The sequence below is a fragment of the Deltaproteobacteria bacterium genome (genome assembly GCA_016931625.1).
Lineage (GTDB): Bacteria > Myxococcota > XYA12-FULL-58-9 > XYA12-FULL-58-9 > JAFGEK01 > JAFGEK01.
In genome coordinates, this window is record JAFGEK010000219.1 from 1 (window position 1) to 17012 (window position 17012).

Sequence of the window (17012 nt, forward strand, 5' to 3'; positions counted from 1 at the left end):
ACAAACTTAAAGAGCCGGATGCGTAAATTGCGCACGTAAAGGTTCTGTAAGGAGCAGTGGTTGGAAACAACCACTGTTTACTTGATGGCTTCAAACGCATTTGTAAGAGCAAGAATTGACGAAAAACTTAAAAATCGAGCTGCTGCGGTTTTAGCAGAGATGGGTCTTACTGTTTCTGATTTGGTTCGTATTGTATTGACCAAAGTGGCAAATGAAAAAGCTTTACCATTTGAAATGCGACTGCCAAATAAACTAACCGCAGAAACTTTAGCTAAAAGCGAGTGTGGTGAAAATGTGCATAAGGCTAAAGATGCTGAAGATCTCTTCAATCAACTTGATATCTAATGCGCACGCCAAGCTATTCAGGTCACCCACTACTCTGCATTACCGCTATCAATATAATTTAAGATAATTTAGTAGAAACTGCATTAGGGTATTAATTATTAAGCATCCTAATTTTATCTCTAAGTTCACAGTATCTTAACCAAAGATCTTGAGCTTCAAGATTTATATCATCTCTATTTTTTGCTAGCTGCTCAATGTTATGCCTCTTTATTAATACTTTTGCAATGTTGCATCTTCTTATCGCAGTGTCATAGTTAAACATAGCGCAATCAGATAATCCATAATTAATTAGCCAAAGTTCCTTGGCAATGGTCGTCGTGCAGAAGTCTGACGGTGTAAAACCATGATCCGTCATTATCTCATTCTCATTGTTGCTTTTGGCTTGCGCCTGTTTGAGCCGGTATCGAGCCTGCGAAGCTGCGTGGTTGCGACGACCGATATGGGTATTTTGATAATCAGCGCGGTAACGCCGTTTAGCTTTAATCCTATGCTGCTTGCTGCACTCGTTGTCGGGACAGTAGTAATTGCCATGGTCGCAACACCGACAGATCACAACTCGTTTGCTACAGTGCGCGCAAAAGAAAACTCTATAGCTATCGCATGTTTTTGACAAACCACACCGCACAGGGACTGGACTAATACAGTGGTGAGTTACATCTGCCGAGGTCAACTTCTCGTGAATTAAGTATTGGTTAATTTCACCAAATACGACATTGACGCTGTATCAGTGCAACTAACGGAAGCGAAAAATTACCAGCAATTTCAAGCTATTGTACATTTTATTATAAATTCTCTTGTGTATTTGCAATTCATCTATTAATCTAGATGAATAGATGAATACAGTTACTCTATCTCAGTCTTTCGTAAATCGCATCGAGGCACTTGCTGATACGACGCGACTGCGTATTTTGCGCATTCTTGATAAACATGAGCTTGGGGTAACAGAACTTTGCGATATTTTACAAATAGCCCAATCGACCCTAAGCCATCATCTTAAACAGCTTGCTGAAAATGGTTTTGTGTTAAGTCGGCGTCAAGCAACCTCAAACCTCTATCGCCTAAATAATACTGGTCTTGATGAAACTGCGGCCAAGTTATGGGAGTTAGCCCGTTTAGAAGCTGTAAGTTGGCCAAGTGCCAATCAAGATGATTTACGTCTTAGGCATCATTTAGAAAAACAAAGTGATAGTCGTCGTTCATTTTTTGCAGAAACTGCACATCAATGGGATGCGCTACGTTCTGAACTTTTTGGCGATAGTTTTACCAATAATGCCATGCTCGCATTATTACCCCATGATTGGGTGATAGCTGATTTGGGCTGTGGTACTGGTCTTATTGCTTCGCTGCTTGCACCTAATGTTCGACAAGTTATCGGCATTGATGAATCGCCAGATATGTTAGCAGCAGCCCGACAACGTGTTGCTGCATTTGACAATGTTATACTTAAGCAAGGCGCACTTGAAGCATTGCCGCTGCAATTAGCAAGTTGTGACGCTGCGCTTTTGGTTTTAGCTTTGAGTTATGTGCCAGACACTCATGCTGTGCTAGGCGAATTAGCTCGCGTAGTGCGACCAGGTGGGCGAGTTGTTATTGTCGATTTAATAGAACACGAGCGCGAAGACTTTCGCCAAAAAATGGGGCAGCAATGTCTAGGATTTGCCATCAATGATATTAAAACAATGCTTAATAACGTTGGTTTTGCTAAAGTTGATGCACGCACATTAGCACCACAAGCAAATACTAAAGGACCAGCGCTATTTTTAGCTACCGCACAACGCACAACTAGTGGACAAAAAATTGCAAATAGCATCGTATCCGCCCCTACTTTCGTGAATACAGGTGCAGCTAAACTAGCAAACGAAATTAATAAACAAACAAATTTAGTTTCTCGCTTTCGCGTGAATGACGATGAGAGCAATGATTATCAAAACCAACAACGGAGTATTACACCAATGCCGCAAATAAAAAAATTCTCAGAATCACAAAAAGGTCTTGAATATAAAGTTGCTGATTTATCACTGGCATCTTGGGGTCGTAAAGAAATTAAGTTAGCTGAGCAAGAGATGCCTGGCCTTATGGCCATACGCGAGCGTTACGCAAAAGAGCAACCACTCAAAGGTCAACGCATTACTGGCTCGCTCCATATGACCATTCAAACTGCGGTGCTCATTGAAACATTAAAAGCATTGGGTGCTGATATACGCTGGGCTTCCTGTAACATTTTTTCAACTCAAGATCATGCCGCAGCCGCAGCGGTGGTGGGACCGCAAGGCACCATCGAAAAACCTTGCGGTGTACCAGTCTTCGCCTTCAAAGGTGAAACCCTCGAAGATTATTGGGAGTGCACCGAACGCGCTCTTAACTTTGGCAGCGGCCAAGGACCAACCCAAATTGTTGATGATGGTGGTGACGCCACTTTACTAATTCACAAAGGTTTAGCTTTTGAGAAAGCTGGTCGTGTACCTGAACCAACTGCAAATGATAGTGAAGAATTCTCGGTAGTATTGCGTTTGCTAGCAGGCTTGCTAAAGCAAGACTCTAAACGCTGGCAAAAAGTTGCGAGTGAATGCCATGGGGTTACCGAAGAAACTACTACCGGTGTGCATCGTCTTTATGAAATGCAAAATAATGGCACGCTGCTTTTTCCTGCGATCAATGTTAATGATAGCGTTACTAAAAGCAAATTCGATAATCTTTATGGCTGCCGCCATTCACTAGTTGATGGTATTATGCGCGCCAGCGACGTAATGCTTGCCGGTAAAATTGCGGTAGTTTGTGGCTACGGTGATGTGGGTAAAGGTTGTTGTCAATCTCTGCGTGGGCAAGGTGCTCGCGTTATTGTTACTGAGATTGACCCTATCTGTGCCTTACAAGCTGCAATGGAGGGTTACCAAGTGCAAACGCTTGATGATGTTGTAGCAATAGCTGATATATTCATTACCGCCACTGGCAATTGCGATGTAATTACTGCTGCTCACATGTCGTGTATGCGCGATGGCGCTATTGTTGGTAATATCGGCCACTTTGATAACGAAATTGATATGGCTGGGCTTAAAAAGGTGTCAGGTATAAAACACACCAACATTAAACCCCAGTATGATAAATGGACTTTTACTGATGGTCATAGTGTGCTGATTCTTGCCGAGGGGCGTTTGCTTAATCTTGGGTGCGCTACTGGTCATCCGTCATTTGTGATGTCGAATAGTTTTACTAACCAAGCCTTAGCGCAAATCGAACTTGCTACCAAAAGCAGTGCTTACGAAAATAAAGTTTATACCCTGCCAAAACATTTAGATGAAATGGTTGCGCGTTTTCACTTAGAAAAAATTGGCGTCAAATTAACAAAGCTCAATGAAAAGCAAGCTGCTTATATTGGCGTTAGTGTTACAGGGCCATTTAAGCCAGAGCATTATCGATATTAAATGCACCTACTTTGTCATATAAAGCATTTGCTTTAAAAAAATATAAAGATACTTTTTTACCCAGCAATTGCATTTTTATTAAAGTTCTGTCGACAACTCGCGATGATCTATATATATGATCGATTTCGTTATCTTGCTATCCCTTACAACTAGCGGATTAGTATCATGGGACATGGCTTAACTTGGTTAAAATTACTACCTGGTTATCAACAAATTGAAGCTTATCTTACTGCTCAAGCAAGCAAAGTGGGGCAAGGCCAGGGTTTCTTGTTTGGTAACGTCATTTCAATTCAACACGTTATAGCTGCATTACTTGTAGTAATAGTATTGCTTATTGTAGGCTTACGTGCCCGGGCTGACTTAGCTAGCCGAGAAGATCAAGGGCTGATCCCTAGTCCTCGTATTTCGGTGCTAAATTTTATCGAATATGCGCTTGAGTCTTTATACGGGCAAATGCGCCAAATCATGGGCGGTGATGCTAAACGCTATTTCCCGGTAGTGGCTGCATTTGCGTTATTCATCTTCTTTTCAAATCTATTAGGATTAGTGCCAGGATTTGAACCGCCAACCAACAATTGGAATACTACCTTTGCTTGTAGCTTTTTTGTATTTCTTTACTACAACTGGCATGGTCTGCGCGCTTATGGTCTTCATCATATTGCTCATATGGCAAACCCCATTGGCACATGGTGGGGTTGGTTTTTAATGCCGCTACTGTTCCCAATAGAAATTATTAGCCACATTGCTCGTCCTGGTTCATTAGCCATTCGTCTTTCTGCTAATATGGTTGGTGATCATGCGGTGATTACGGCATTTTTGGGGTTAGTGCCAATATTAATACCACTGCCCTTTATGGTCTTAGGTTTAATTGTTTGTACTGTACAAACTCTAGTGTTTGTTTTGTTAACCACTATTTATATTGCTTTAGCTACGGCTGACAGTCATGAGCATGAAAAGGCTTAAAGCTTAAAGCCGCAAAGTTAAACTTTATTATGTGTTTATTGGTTATAGTCGCCAAAAATTAATTGATGTTGCTAGGTGCAAAGGTGAGAAGGTTTTGAGAAGGAGAGAGGCGCACTAAAGTGGGATCAGGCAGCTATAACTCTTAATTAAAAAAGGAGTTAGTCGTGATAAAGAAACTTGTTAAACTTTTTGCAAGCATTAGTGCTTTTGTTGCAGTAGCCCTTGCTGCTGCCTCTACATTTGCACAAGAAGCTGCTGCTGCAAGCAGCAGTAATGTTGGCACTGGCACTGGTATGCTCGCCATCGCTGTAGCAGTTGGTATTGGAATTGCTGCTTTTGGTGGGGCTTTTGGCCAAGGTCGCACCGCTGCTGCTGCCTTAGAAGGCATCGCGCGCAATCCTAATGCCTCTGATAAAGTCTTCGTACCTATGATTCTAGCATTAGCCTTTATCGAATCCTTGGTACTGTTTACTTGGGTATTAATGCTGCTAATGCAATTAAAAATATAATTTTTCACGTTTGTGGCGTTGACATAAGCAGGCGAGCAGGCGTATCGCTCGCTATTTATAGCTTATAAGGTATAAATACTATGACGCCACGCCCACCATCGAATTTTGCTTCTTTATTTGAAACAATTATCGAAGATATACGCATCCACTTAGCTGCTTCGGTTGATAAAAGTTTGACAGATTTCTCACGACGCCTAACCCGTCTTGAACGACGATTTGCGCAATTAGATGTTTCTAAACCTTTAACAAACACACCTATTGCAAATACAACTCGTACCTGTTCTTTATGTGAACGCTCGTCAATGGCGCGTGGTTTATGTTCAGCGCACTATCAACAGTGGCGTTATCGGCAGCGTAAAAGTAAAAATATACAAAAAGAAAGCTTGGCTACTGCAAAACGTTATGTATTTACATCGCCATTAAAAACGAACAATAAGCAAACTCCTGCTAATGAATATGTAACGGCAGCATTTGAAAATAACGCTGTTCATGTTGATACGACTTTACCCACTAACGATTGTAAATAATGCCCGGTATAACTTGCAGTATTTTTTGCTACTGCTTCTGGTGTGCCAGTGGCCACAATAGTACCGCCGCCATTTCCTCCTTCAGGGCCAAGGTCAATAATATGATCTGCTGATTTAATAATATCTAAATTGTGCTCAATCACCAACACGGTATTGCCAAGATCAACTAAGGTGTTTAGTACATTTAGTAGATTTTCAACGTCGCCAAAATGTAACCCGGTAGTAGGTTCATCAAGAATATAAAATGTTCGTCCAGTTGCACGGCGCGATAACTCACGTGATAGTTTCACGCGCTGGGCTTCGCCACCTGATAATGTAGTCGCACTTTGACCAAGTTTAATGTACCCCAACCCAACATCTTTTAAAGTTTCGAGTTTGCGCTTAATTACAGGAATGGCTGCTAAAAAATCTAAGGCTTCATCAACAGTCATCTCCAGAATATCTGCGATGTTGGCCCCGCGATATTTAATTTCTAAGGTTTCACGATTATAACGTCGGCCATTACAATGCTCACAAGTGACATAGACATCTGCTAAAAAGTGCATTTCAATTTTTATAACGCCATCACCTTCGCAGGCTTCACAACGGCCGCCTTTAACATTAAATGAGTAACGGCCAGCACCATATCCACGTGCACGACTTTCGGGTAAATTGGCAAATAGATCGCGCAATAACGAAAAAAGGCCAGTATAAGTGGCCGGATTTGAACGTGGAGTACGACCGATTGCGCTCTGATCAATATCAATGATCTTATCAATATATTTTTGCCCTTCAATTTTATCAAAAGGAGCTGCGTCTAAACCAGCTCCTTCACCAAAAGCATGCATTAAGGCAACCGCAAGCGTGTCATTAATTAATGTACTTTTTCCGCTGCCAGAAACACCAGTAACACATACTAATTTACCTAATGGAATTTCAACATCAATACCTTGTAAGTTATTACCACGAGCGTTGCGCAACCCTAATGAAAGCCCATTACCTTCACGACGCTTTTGCGGAACATCAATTTGCCTCTGCCCTGAAAGAAATGCACCGGTTAGCGACTTGGGATTAGCACAAATTTCTTCGGGCCTACCTGCAGCAACTATTTCACCGCCATGCACTCCTGCGCCCGGTCCCATATCAATGAGATAATCGGCGGCGCGAATAGTATGTTCATCATGTTCAACTACAACCACGGTGTTACCAAGATCACGCAAATGTAATAAGCTTTGTAGCAAACGCGCGTTATCACGTTGATGTAAACCAATAGATGGTTCATCAAGCGCATAAATTACCCCACGTAAAGCACTACCAATTTGGGTTGCCAACCTTATGCGTTGTGCTTCACCGCCAGATAGGGTAGCTGCGCCGCGATCAAGTGATAAATATGCCAGCCCTACATTAATTAAAAAATTAAGACGTGAATCAATTTCGCGCAATATTGGCAAAGCAATTGTTTGTTCACGTTTTGTAAGTTTAAGTTCTGCAAAAAATACCCGAGTGGCATCAATACTTTTTGCACATACTTCATGTACTGATGCACCGCCGATGGTAATGGCTAAAGCCTCAGGTTTAAGGCGCATACCAGAACAAAGGCTGCATGGTTTTTGCGCCATAAAATCTTCTACTCGCTTGCGTATTTCTTCGCTTTTGGTCTCACGCATGCGCCGCGAAAGCTCAGGAATTATGCCAGAAAATTTACGCTTGGCAGTTACACGATGACGTTCGCTAATATATTTAAACTCAAACTCTTGTTCTCCACTACCATAAAGAATGACATCACGAAAACGCTTATTTAGTTTTTTCCATGGTGTATCAAGCGATTGTTTATATTCAGTTGCTATGGTTTTAAACATGTTAGAAAACCATGGCCCACCAAAACCAAGAGAAGCTTCAAATGGAGCGATGGCCCCCTGCTTAATAGACTTTTCAGGATCAGGAATTATACGTTCAAGATCAAAATCAAGGGCCCGCCCTAAACCATCACAATTTGGACATGCACCAAAGGGACTATTAAAAGAAAATAAACGTGGCTCAATATCAGGATAAGAAATACCGCAATCTTCACATGCAAAATGTTCTGAAAATAATAGTTCTTGTTGATTATTGTTGTTTACTTTTTTCTCGTCATTCCCGTATTTGTATTTTTCGTCACTCCCGCCTTTTGTTCCCCCGTCATTCCCGCGAACGCGAGAATCCATAGCATTTTGCACTAAAGCAATTGCATTACCATTAGCGCGCTTAAGGGCAAGTTCAATTGCATCAGTTAACCTAGTCTTAATTTCTGGCTTAACAATTAAACGGTCAATGACTAATTCAAGAGAATGCTTTTTATTTTTATCAAGAGTAATCTCTTCGGTGAGATCGATAATTTCTCCATCAAGACGCATCCGCACAAAACCATCTTTACGAAAACTATCTAGCTCACGTTTAAACTCGCCTTTTTTACCTTTAATAACCGGTGCTAAAATTTGTACGCGTGTCCCCAAAGGCAACGCTAATATTGCATCGGTAATTTGTTGTACGGTTTGTGCTTCAATAGTTTTACCACATTGATAACAATGCGGCTTACCAATACGAGCGAATAATAAACGCAAATAATCATATATTTCTGTAAGCGTGCCTACGGTTGAACGTGGATTACGACCAGTAGTTTTTTGCTCAATAGCAATAGCTGGTGACAGACCATCAATATGCTCAACATCAGGCTTTTTGTTTTGCTGTAAAAACTGGCGTGCATAAGTAGACAATGATTCAACATAACGACGTTGCCCTTCGGCGTATAGCGTATCAAAAGCTAAAGAGCTTTTACCACTTCCCGATAAACCGGTTATTACTACCAATTTATCTCGTGGAATAACTACATCAATATTTTTTAAATTATGCTCACGCGCACCACGAATCAGAATTTCGTTCATGCTAAATCATCCGAAGTTATACAAATGTTCAGTATGGGCAAACCAATAAAACTAATAAAAAAATTTTGCAAGGGGTAAAAGTAACTATTTTTGCTATATGAATAAGTCAGCTACTTTTGCGTTTTAATTGTCTTTATTATAATAGATAATCCAATGATACAAACACCATCATCAAATGATATTCGTCTGCCAGCAACGCTTTGATAGTTTTCGTAAAGCATTAGCTCACCTGCAAGAAGCATTGCAAAATGGTGCTGCTACACTTAATCAACTTGAAAAAGAAGGGGCAGCACAACGTTTTGAATTCACTTTTGAACTTGCGTGGAAAACCCTGAAAGATTTTTTAGAATTTAATGGGGTAAAATTGGCATCGGTAACACCAAAAAGTGTCATTAAGGCTGCTTTCGCCGCTAGGATTATTAAGGATGGTCAGATTTGGATAGATATGCTGCTACAAAGAAATGCTTTATCGCACAAAAATGATGGTAACGCATTAAGTAATGGTTTAGAAATAATTTCTACTCAATATCTTGGTGAACTTAGCAGATTTGCAGATGATTTACTAAAACAAGGTACTTAAATGACCAAACAGTGCCAGACACCACTAACCTACCAATATTATTAGCTATTTTATACTATTAAGACTACGCAGCATCATCTGCTCATGTTAATATTAATAATTACTGCTGCTTATTTTTATTATTTCTGGTATTATTCGCGGCTCTTCTTTGGAGGATTTATTCAAAATGAGTAGTAAGCTGCAAGTTGGAGTGCTGGGTGCGACCGGCATGGTTGGTCAACGTTTTATTTCATTATTAGCCGAGCATCCTTGGTTTAATATAAAAATCGTAGCCGCAAGCCCTCGTTCTGCTGGACGTATCTATAGTGAAGCAGTTGGTGAGCGCTGGGCGCAAAATTCACCGATTCCCGCTAACATTGCTTCACTTATTGTTTACGACGCTGCACAAGTTGCAGAAATTGCAAGCAACGTCGACTTGGTTTTTTGTGCGGTTGATATGCCCAAAGCCGATACCGCTCGTCTTGAAGAAGACTATGCTCGTCATGAAACTCCGGTGATTTCAAATAACTCCGCACATCGAAATGCCGCTGATGTACCAATGATGGTGCCAGAGGTTAATTGGCAACACGCTGAGGTTATTAATATTCAACGGCGTCGTCTTGGCGTAAAGCGCGGGTTTATTGCTGCTAAACCCAATTGTTCTATTCAAAGTTATGTTCCAGCACTGCATCCGCTAATGTCCTTTGGTATCGACAAAGTCGTAGTCAGCACTTATCAAGCCATAAGTGGTGCAGGCAAAACCTTTGCCGCTTGGCCAGAGATGGTTGACAACGTCATCCCCTTCATCAAGGGCGAAGAAGAAAAAAGTGAGCAAGAACCGCTTAAAATTTGGGGGCAAATTGGTGCAAGCGGTATTATCAATGCGACCCAACCTGTGATCTCAGCGCAATGTATTCGCGTACCAGTAAGTGATGGTCATATGGCCACGGTGTTTGTACAGTTTAAGCAAAAACCAAACAAAGAAGAAATTATTAAGTGTTGGCGAGAATTTGTCGGCAAACCACAGCAACTTCAATTGCCCTCAGCTCCAGTGCCATTTTTAACTTATTTTGAAGATAATGCACGACCACAAACCAAACTTGACCGTGACAACGGCAATGGTATGGGTGTCACCATTGGTCGCCTGCGTGATGATGCTATATTCACCTATCGCTTTGTTTGCTTGTCACACAATACTTTGCGTGGTGCGGCTGGTGGCGCGGTATTAACCGCTGAGTTGTTAAAGGCTCAAGGTTATTTAGAAGCAAAGTAACGGTGTCATACACCACTAATTAGCTATAATTATTAACTTTTATGGATTTACTGAGCTTTTTGCCGTAGCATCATGTGATATCTCCGCACCGTTTCCTATAAACCGGCATCTAAACAAGTAGATTGTTTTAAAATTTAAATATTAACGCTTGTAAGTGATGACGGAGATGACTTTGTTACAAAAAGCATACCCCACTAAAGCCAAAGTAAAACCAGCTTTAATAGCTTTCTTTGATACTAAACCATACGATGAAGTTGCCTTTAGTAAACATCTGCCTAAAAATTTTCAACTGCATTTTCTTGAATCTCGTCTCGGACCTAAGACCGCCAAGTTAGCTGATGGTCACTCTATAGTTTGTGCTTTTGTTAACGACGACTTATCAGCACCTGTATTAAAGCAGTTAAAAGAGCGTGGTGTTGAGCTCATTGCTTTACGCTGTGCAGGTTACAACAACATTGATATTAAAACCGCCGCCAAACTTGGTATCTCGGTAGTACGAGTTCCGGCTTATTCGCCTCATGCTGTTGCTGAACATGCCGTAGCTTTAATCTTGACGCTCAATCGCAAAACTCATCGAGCCTTTAATCGCGTGCGCGAAGGTAATTTTAGCTTAAGTGGTCTGGTGGGTTTTGATTTACATGGTCGTACGATTGGTATTGTCGGCCTTGGTAAAATTGGGCACAGTTTAGCAAAAATAATGCATGGCTTTGGCATGCAAATATTAGCATATGATACTTTCCATGATGAGGGTTTCGCTAATCAATATAATCTTAAATATGTAGAACTCGATGAATTATTACGTAAATCTGACATAATTAGTTTGCATACCCCGCTATTACCTGAAACCTATCATATGATTAATAACGAACGTATTAGCATAATGAAACGTGGTATTATTATTATTAATACTAGCCGCGGTGGCTTAGTTGATACTAGAGCTTTAATTAAAGGACTAAAAAGTGGGCAAATCGGTGCCGCGGGTTTAGATGTATATGAAGAAGAAAGCGCCTACTTTTTTGAAGATCGCTCTGCTGAACTCATTACTGATGATACGCTGGCACGTTTGATGACTTTTCATAATGTTCTAATAACCAGTCATCAAGCTTTTTTAACCGTTGAAGCCCTCGATAATATTGCGCAAACTACCTTAGCGAATATCGATGAATATTATCGTGGTCTTAGAGGTAAACAACTAACTAATGCTGTGTCTAATTAGGGGGTGTCTCTAACTATTCAGCACCGGTAATAGTCCTTCATTATTTGCTAATTGCTGTTGGTGATTGCTAATCATCTGATTTAGTTCTTCGCTAGGCAATGAATGGCGCTCACGAATTTCAATCGCCTGCACTCGTCCGGTATCGACATCTTTTGCAGATACACTGACTATACCATCATAAGAAATATTAAAGGTTACTTCTATTTGTACTTCACCACGCGGAGCCGGACGAATTTCGGTTAACATAAACTCACCTAAAACTTGGTTATCAGTCATACTGCGGCTATCGCCCTGAAAAACTACAATGCGAACTACCTCTTGATTATCGCTAACTGTGGTAAATAATTTTTGCGCTACTGTTGGTATCACCGTATCTTTGGGAATGATGGTTTCAGCAATGCCACTTAACGACATTATCCCAAGATTATGTGGGGTAACATCCCTTAATACTGTTTTTGGCGTATTTTGGGTCTTGGTAACTTCTTCAGATAACAAATCGCCTTGAATAGCGGCACCAACTGCTACAACTAAATCTGGATGCACGCCAAAAGACGGATCCTTGCTAAACACTTCACGTACCCGACGTGAAATAAGGGGCATCCGTGTCATACCGCCAACCAGTATAATCTCATCAATATCTGATGGACGTAAACGTGCAGCCCGCAACGTATCAAGAAAAAACATTATCGTTCGTTCTATTAAATCCGCCACCATTTTTTCGAGGAAGGAACGCTCAAGCAAATAATCGACATGAATTGGTAGTTCACCTTTTTGTGCTAAAAAAGGCAGGGTTACTTTGGTGCTGCCTCGCTCGCTTAATTCAAGTTTAGCTTGTTCGGCAGCTTCCCATAAGCGTTGCATAGCATTGCGGTCATCAGACAATGATATGCCATGCTCAGACTCGATACGAGACAACAACCAATCGACAATGCGTTTATCGAAATCACGTCCACCTAAAAATGGATCACCAGCAGTTGCACGAACATCAATATTAGGAGGAGCTAATTCAAGTACCGAAACGTCAAAAGTACCTCCTCCTAAATCATAGACTACAATTCGTCGCTTCTGCCCATGCTGCAGCGCACCATAGGCAAGCGCAGCCGCAGTTGGCTCATTAATAATTCGAATTACATCAAGGCCCGCAATGTAACCAGCATCGCGTGTTGCTTGACGTTGATAATCGTTAAAATACGCGGGTACTGTGATCACTGCTTTTTCGATTCTCGTATTAAAATGAGTTTCGGCAATACGTTTAAGCTCGGCTAAAATTAAAGCGCTTATTTCAGCGACAGCAATAACTTTGTCACGGATTAAAATGCGTACATCACCATTGGGCCCTTCAACGCAACGATAATTAGCAGCATTGATAGCTTGCTGCGTCTGAGGATCTTTAAACGAAAGCCCCATTAAACGCTTTACCGCTACAATAGTATTTTCTGCATTTAAAACCGACTGGCGTTTAGCATTACAGCCCACCAGATGCCGACCATCAGCAGTGAATGCCACCACCGATGGCATAACATAACGTTCGCCATCACAAGGCACTACTAATGGTGCTCCATTATCAATTACAGCGACACACGAATTGGTAGTACCCAAATCGATGCCAAGAACTCGAGTCATTAATATTTAAGCTACCATGTAGTAATACGAATGCGAAAAATTCTTGCAATTCCAAGAGAGCAAATCAATAACGCGGCTTGTCATCCTCAACAATTATTTTGTAAAAACCCCAAATATTTACAGTTGTAGCATTTATGATAAATTGCACCATTGATGCCATTCATTTAAACTCCTACTCACTATGACAAACGAACATCACACCGAACTTTCTTTAGAATCTCGTCATTGGTTGCTAGCTTGGGCGCGACAAAATATTAGCGCCTTGCTCAACAATAAAGCTCCACCAGATGTAAAACCGTTAAACGCCGAAGTTACGCAACCTCGCGCTTGTTTTGTAAGTTTACACACTAAAGCAGGGGCACTGCGCGGTTGCATTGGCACTTTTGATGATTCGCCTCCTTTGTTTAAAAACATTGCTGAAATGGCAATTGCGGCCGCGACCCATGATTATCGTTTTTTACCGCTAAAAGCTGATGAACTAGATGATTGCGTTATTGAAATTTCTGCCTTAACTCCGAGAGTGCCTATCGCCCCTGAAAATGTAATTATTGGCGAGCATGGTCTATGGATTCAACGGGGTTCACGCTCAGGGGTTCTTTTGCCCCAAGTGCCCGTTAGTCAAGGTTGGGATCGTGAGACTTTTTTAGCACATACTTGCATTAAAGCTGGTTTGCCACAATCAGCATGGCAGCAGCCAGATACTATTCTTCAATCTTTTCGTGCTGAGGTATTTAGTGAAGCATAATATTCGACGTCTATTTAAACTGCTGATTAAAGCAATTATTACAATCGGTGTATTTGTAATTTTATTACGGCATGAAATTGTAACTGCTGATGGAATTAAGCAACCGATTTGGCAGGCATTGCTAGAGCAACTAGATAAAGTTGACATAAAAAGCATGTTGCCTTTTTTATTGGCAGCAATCTTCATCAAATCTATTGGCATTTTTTCATCAATGAAACGTTGGCAATTGCTGCTGCGCGGACAAGGTATTCGTTTTAATTTATGGCATATAATCGGCTCGTTTTTAGTGGGTCGCTTTCTGGGTACTTTTTTGCCCTCGACTATTGGTCTTGATGGCTACAAACTTTATGATGCCGCACGCTTTTCAGGTAAAACCGCTGAGCCTACCGCCGCTACTGCGGTTGAAAAAATAATGGGTCTCGTGGGCATTTTGTTAACTTTTACCGTTGCCCTACCTTTTGGTTACCATGTGCTTGAAGAGCACGCCATCATAGTGGCTTTAATTACGGTGCCAGTCACTTTTGCTCTGATAATTTTATTATTACTCTTTTTATTTAATCCCGAGCCGGTTACTCGTATTTTTCGCTTTTTTTCACCACGTCGTGGCAAAATCGCCGATTTCATTGATCGGGTTAGTCGTGCCGCATCTGCCTATAAGGGACGCAAAAAAATATTTCTCTCGATTATTGGCCTATCTTTCTTAGTGCATTTTTGTACCGCGACAATGTACTATTTTACCGCTTTGGCAATCGGCGTCACTAAAGCCGATTTTTGGCAAATAACTTTTGCTTCATCAATTCAAATTGTCGCCACGGTATTAAGTCCATTCACTATCGCCGGAGAAGGTGTGCGTGAAGTTGTACAAGCACTGCTGCTAGCAAAAAGTATCGGGGTTAGTGCTTCAGTACTTTCGGGTGCTTTAGGCTTTTGGGCAGCAGAAGCGCTTACGCTTTTTGGCGCAATCTTCTTATGGACACGGCGTGAAAGCTATCGACCGCGAGTTTGTGAAATTGATAATAATGCTTAGCCTGGATAAAAAAAGCAGTAAGTTTGGCACCTGGATGGAGCAGCGCGCAGATCCAGGTGCCAAACTTTTTAAAGCGCCTTTTCGCGCTAAACAACCGCTTAGCGAGCTGATACTTTGATCAGTCGTGGCGGCAGCTTCTCCCCTTCCCCGTGATTTTCTTCGTCAGCAGCTTTGAACACAAAGCGATATATAGGTTGAGATTCAACTTGATCTACATTGCCTGCTTGCGCTTCAAGGCCAAAGTCCCATCCTTCAAGTTTATAACCTTTGGCATTCTCTAGTTGTTTCATGGCCTCTTCATAGGCGCGCTCATATGGTTTAACCTCTAAGCGTTCACCCTTCATGCTCTTTTCATCAAGTTTACGCCATACTTTTGCGACATTGATGAGTTTGCCATCGTTAGCAAGCTGGACATTGATCTTGCCACCTTCACCGAGAAAACGTACTTGTTTGTCATCAACATTTATTACGCGCTCAAAAGTCACGATAACGTTTTTCTGTATGCTTTCAGATTTTTCTTGTCGGCCATCGCGTGGTATGCGATCGATCATCATACGTTGAACCTGCGGTTCATCCATATCTGCTTCAAGCAGGCCAAGCTCACTAAGTTGCCGATAGGCAAGTTCTTTGTAATCTTCTTCAGATAATTGAGCGGATACTTCTTCGTTAATACGTTCATTGCTCACGTAAGTAGCGCCTGTGCGCGTATTGAAAGCAATACGCGGATGACCATCAACTTGCTCTTTAGACACTAACCAAAGGCCTTCTTGAATGAGTTCTTCACGGAATGGCGGCGGATCAGGTAAGATAAACTTAATTTTGGGCATTTTTTCTAAAATTATAATAATCGGCGGCCATTTTGGCGCTGTGGTAGCAAACTTTGAAAGGTACTGAATATGAAAATACTTGCCAGAGGGGTTAGCGGCATTAGTAAAGGTCGTATCATAAAGTGGGGTAGTAAATGTAAAGAAACCACCAGTGGTAATACACAATGGTACAACTATCGAGTCATAGCCTGAACCGTGCAACCCAAAAATAAACGAATCAGCTACATCATAGTGCTTGTTATTGTAGTTGTCCCATATACGGTTGGTTTGGTCTTCGTGACAGTAGGCACTGGTTGAAGAACCACAGGCCATACGTAAATTTGATGATAAAGCTGGGCCCCAACGTTCAAATACATTACGCATCGCCTCTGAGTCAGCAGAGCCGTCAAAATCTTGTGGGCAGCTATAATCCCATCCACCACCTGGACAAACGCGTGGACCATGCGCGAACACTTCACACGAGCACTGCCAATAGTAACGCGAGATTCCCCAGTTGCCACAATTACCAAGCATCATGTCCTTTTGATGACCAAAATCACCAAGAGTTGACCATGATTCAGGATCACCGTGACCCGCATAGAAAAACAACATCGAGCGATCGATACCATCAGTGCCATCAGCATCCATGCCACCAGCAGTCACTGTACTATCGTTATAGTACTTGCTGGTTTGCAATTTACCAACATGAATATGACTGCGTGTCCATGTTGCGGGCACATGGTTTGGCGCGGTTGGATTTGACGCCATGTCAACGCCATAGAGAAATTCATTGGCAGTATCGATGTGCCAATCGGTGTTACCGTGGGCAGCCTTAACTGAATTAAGCGGTGGCGTGCACAAAAACCACTTTAATATGTTAGGGTCGATAGCAATCTCTGCTTGGGTTATGGCATTTGGTTTTTCTGCCACTTTAGCAAGCGTAACAGTTGATGCTTTTGCTTGCGCTTGCTCCTGTGCGGTCGCAGCTTTCGCCAAACCACATAAGGACAAGCATAAAACGATTACAGATGTTAAATGTCGCTTCATTACCAGTCTCCTGTTGAAATCTACCGTGTGTTACAGACGGTCACTTGGTC

14 protein-coding genes are annotated in these 17012 nt (G+C 41.7%); 11 read left to right on the forward strand and 3 right to left on the reverse strand.

The window, feature by feature from the left end:
* The first annotated feature begins 84 nt into the window (after window positions 1–84).
* The 6 genes from JW841_17835 to JW841_17860 all read left to right on the forward strand — a co-directional run bounded on the left by JW841_17835 (window position 85) and on the right by JW841_17860 (window position 5766).
* The gene (locus JW841_17835) at window positions 85–345 is read left to right on the forward strand and encodes a type II toxin-antitoxin system RelB/DinJ family antitoxin (GenBank protein ID MBN1962796.1); all 261 of its coding nucleotides are present in this window, start codon (window positions 85–87) and stop codon (window positions 343–345) included.
* Between the two features lie 343 nt (window positions 346–688).
* A complete protein-coding gene (locus JW841_17840) occupies window positions 689–955 on the forward strand; it encodes a hypothetical protein (protein MBN1962797.1) in 267 nt (88 codons plus the stop codon).
* A gap of 223 nt (window positions 956–1178) precedes the next feature.
* A complete protein-coding gene (locus JW841_17845) occupies window positions 1179–3767 on the forward strand; it encodes an adenosylhomocysteinase (GenBank protein ID MBN1962798.1) in 2589 nt (862 codons plus the stop codon).
* 165 nt (window positions 3768–3932) lie between these two features.
* A complete protein-coding gene (atpB, locus tag JW841_17850) occupies window positions 3933–4730 on the forward strand; it encodes a F0F1 ATP synthase subunit A (protein ID MBN1962799.1) in 798 nt (265 codons plus the stop codon).
* A 167-nt stretch (window positions 4731–4897) separates the two neighbouring features.
* Window positions 4898–5239, forward strand: a complete 342-nt coding sequence (locus tag JW841_17855) for an ATP synthase F0 subunit C (protein MBN1962800.1) — start codon at window positions 4898–4900, stop codon at window positions 5237–5239.
* Window positions 5240–5319: 80 nt separating this feature from the next.
* On the forward strand, window positions 5320–5766 hold the full coding sequence (locus tag JW841_17860; protein MBN1962801.1) for a hypothetical protein: 447 nt from the start codon (window positions 5320–5322) through the stop codon (window positions 5764–5766).
* Here JW841_17860 and uvrA read toward each other — a convergent pair.
* Window positions 5727–8666 (reverse strand): excinuclease ABC subunit UvrA, encoded by a 2940-nt coding sequence (gene uvrA / locus JW841_17865; GenBank protein ID MBN1962802.1) that lies wholly within the window; start codon window positions 8664–8666, stop codon window positions 5727–5729. The genes JW841_17860 and uvrA overlap by 40 nt on opposite strands.
* Window positions 8667–8841: 175 nt before the next feature.
* Between uvrA and JW841_17870 the strand changes: the two genes are divergently transcribed.
* The 3 genes from JW841_17870 to JW841_17880 all read left to right on the forward strand — a co-directional run bounded on the left by JW841_17870 (window position 8842) and on the right by JW841_17880 (window position 11714).
* On the forward strand, window positions 8842–9246 hold the full coding sequence (locus JW841_17870) for a nucleotidyltransferase substrate binding protein (protein MBN1962803.1): 405 nt from the start codon (window positions 8842–8844) through the stop codon (window positions 9244–9246).
* Between the two features lie 166 nt (window positions 9247–9412).
* Entirely contained in the window at window positions 9413–10498 is a 1086-nt protein-coding gene (gene asd, locus JW841_17875) for an aspartate-semialdehyde dehydrogenase (protein ID MBN1962804.1), read from the forward strand.
* Between the two features lie 166 nt (window positions 10499–10664).
* Entirely contained in the window at window positions 10665–11714 is a 1050-nt protein-coding gene (locus JW841_17880; GenBank protein ID MBN1962805.1) for a 2-hydroxyacid dehydrogenase, read from the forward strand.
* A 9-nt stretch (window positions 11715–11723) separates the two neighbouring features.
* On the opposite strand, the gene dnaK is transcribed toward JW841_17880, so the two are convergent.
* Window positions 11724–13337, reverse strand: coding sequence for a molecular chaperone DnaK (gene dnaK, locus JW841_17885; GenBank protein ID MBN1962806.1), 1614 nt, complete (start codon window positions 13335–13337; stop codon window positions 11724–11726).
* A 181-nt stretch (window positions 13338–13518) separates the two neighbouring features.
* Here dnaK and amrA point away from each other — a divergent pair, with 181 nt between their 5' ends.
* Complete coding sequence (amrA, locus tag JW841_17890) at window positions 13519–14082, forward strand: AmmeMemoRadiSam system protein A (protein ID MBN1962807.1); 564 nt, start codon at window positions 13519–13521, stop codon at window positions 14080–14082.
* Window positions 14072–15109, forward strand: coding sequence for a flippase-like domain-containing protein (locus JW841_17895; protein MBN1962808.1), 1038 nt, complete (start codon window positions 14072–14074; stop codon window positions 15107–15109). The genes amrA and JW841_17895 overlap by 11 nt, the downstream gene beginning before the upstream one ends.
* Window positions 15110–15207: 98 nt before the next feature.
* Here the strand turns inward: JW841_17895 and JW841_17900 are convergent, their stop codons facing one another.
* Complete coding sequence (locus JW841_17900; GenBank protein ID MBN1962809.1) at window positions 15208–16962, reverse strand: hypothetical protein; 1755 nt, start codon at window positions 16960–16962, stop codon at window positions 15208–15210.
* Between the last annotated feature and the right edge of the window lie 50 nt (window positions 16963–17012).